The sequence below is a fragment of the Catenovulum maritimum genome (assembly GCF_001050375.1).
Classification (GTDB): domain Bacteria; phylum Pseudomonadota; class Gammaproteobacteria; order Enterobacterales; family Alteromonadaceae; genus Catenovulum; species Catenovulum maritimum.
This window is the reverse complement of sequence record NZ_KQ130489.1, coordinates 183,092-184,476: the sequence shown is the minus strand read 5'-3', so window position 1 is coordinate 184,476 and position 1,385 is coordinate 183,092. Positions and strand designations below refer to the sequence as shown.

Here is a 1,385-nt window from a genome sequence, read left to right as displayed (position 1 = left end):
ATTAAAGCAGGACAAAAAACAGTTGGCTTTTGCTCCTGCGTCGCTAATTTTAGCCAACAATTTTTTGCCTCTTAATGAGGCGTTATAAGCTCTGGAGGTTCTGTGAAACAATTTATTTCTGCGTTTGTACTGTTGTTAACAGTAGGTTGTGTGTCTCCGATAAATAGCCCTAAATTATCTCAATCAAACATTGCTGTTCCAGATGAAAATAGAGCGGTATTGATAATTTATCGTAAATGGGTTCCTCCAATTCTTTACCCTGTAACGGCATATGTCGACAATGTAGAACAATTCTCCTTACCAAATAAATCATTTTCTTGGGTATATCTTGAGCCAGGTGAGCATCAGGTTAAGATTTCATGGCCTTTGCTAGCTATGACAGGGAGTAAGAAAATAAACATAACTATCCAAGCAAATAAATACTATTTTTTAGAGTTTGGCGGTAGCATGAATGCCACAGGTGTTGGTTCAACATTCTATACATCGCACAGCTTTAATTTCAGTGATGATATTGCGTATAAGAAAGATGTAAGCGATTGTTGTAGCCTTGTAAAATGAGCTTATAACAAGCCACTCAAGCGGGACTAATAACAGCTGGCTAGTCTCACTTCGTTCGCTATTTTAGCCAGCAATTATTAGCCCCTTAGTGGGGCGTTAGGTGCTCAAGGAGGTTTGGTGAAATATTTTATTATGACTGCACTTATTTTATTGCTTACCTCTTTATCGCTAATTAGTTTATTTAACGGCGAGTATTTTTCTTTTTTTGTTCAAGTATCTCCGTCCATCATTTCTATATTAAAAATTTATTTTCCGGAAAATCCTGTTATAAAAATTTTAACATCACCGATTTCTCCCCATATATACGCTGGAATAAAGTTAAGTGATTATTCAGCTCAAATGGCATTTTTTGGTTCTAAATGCTTTCTAGTTTTAATTGTCATTTATTCTATACCTCTTAGCTTTAATTTTGATTTCGACGAAAACTCTATATATTTGGCAATTTACGCTTTTGCTCTCCCTATATTTTTAGTTATGTCACTTGTTACCGCTATTTTCCATACAATAAAATATACGTATGTTAAGGTAATGAAAAAAGATAAAGTTTGGGTGGAGTAGAAACTATCTGGACAGGCACTTTTAGAAAATAATTAAATCAATAGGTTATGGTTTATCTTGCTTCTATTCTTATTGTTTAGCTTATTTTATTTGAACGATTAGAAGACGAAACAACGGCTTGTTAGTGAGATTGTGTATTTAGCTCAAATTTTAGGTGTATTGGGATGCTACAGACGGTTAATCCTGAATTACAGGTACGACTCATTCTCAAATTGATTTGATTGCTTGGTGTTTAAGAACAGGTTTTATTGGTAATAACTATGCGAGTG

At 34.4% G+C, this 1,385-nt stretch carries 2 protein-coding genes; both read left to right on the top strand.

Translation table 11 applies throughout. From position 1 onward, the window contains the following. The first annotated feature begins 102 nt into the window (after nt 1–102). Nucleotides 103–558, top strand: coding sequence for a DUF2846 domain-containing protein (locus tag XM47_RS10125; protein ID WP_048692194.1), 456 nt, complete (start codon nt 103–105; stop codon nt 556–558). A 117-nt stretch (nt 559–675) separates the two neighbouring features. Then, nucleotides 676–1,116 carry a hypothetical protein gene (locus XM47_RS10120; RefSeq protein WP_048692193.1) on the top strand — a complete coding sequence of 147 codons (441 nt, stop codon included), beginning with the start codon at nt 676–678 and terminating at the stop codon, nt 1,114–1,116. The last annotated feature ends 269 nt before the right edge of the window (nt 1,117–1,385 follow it).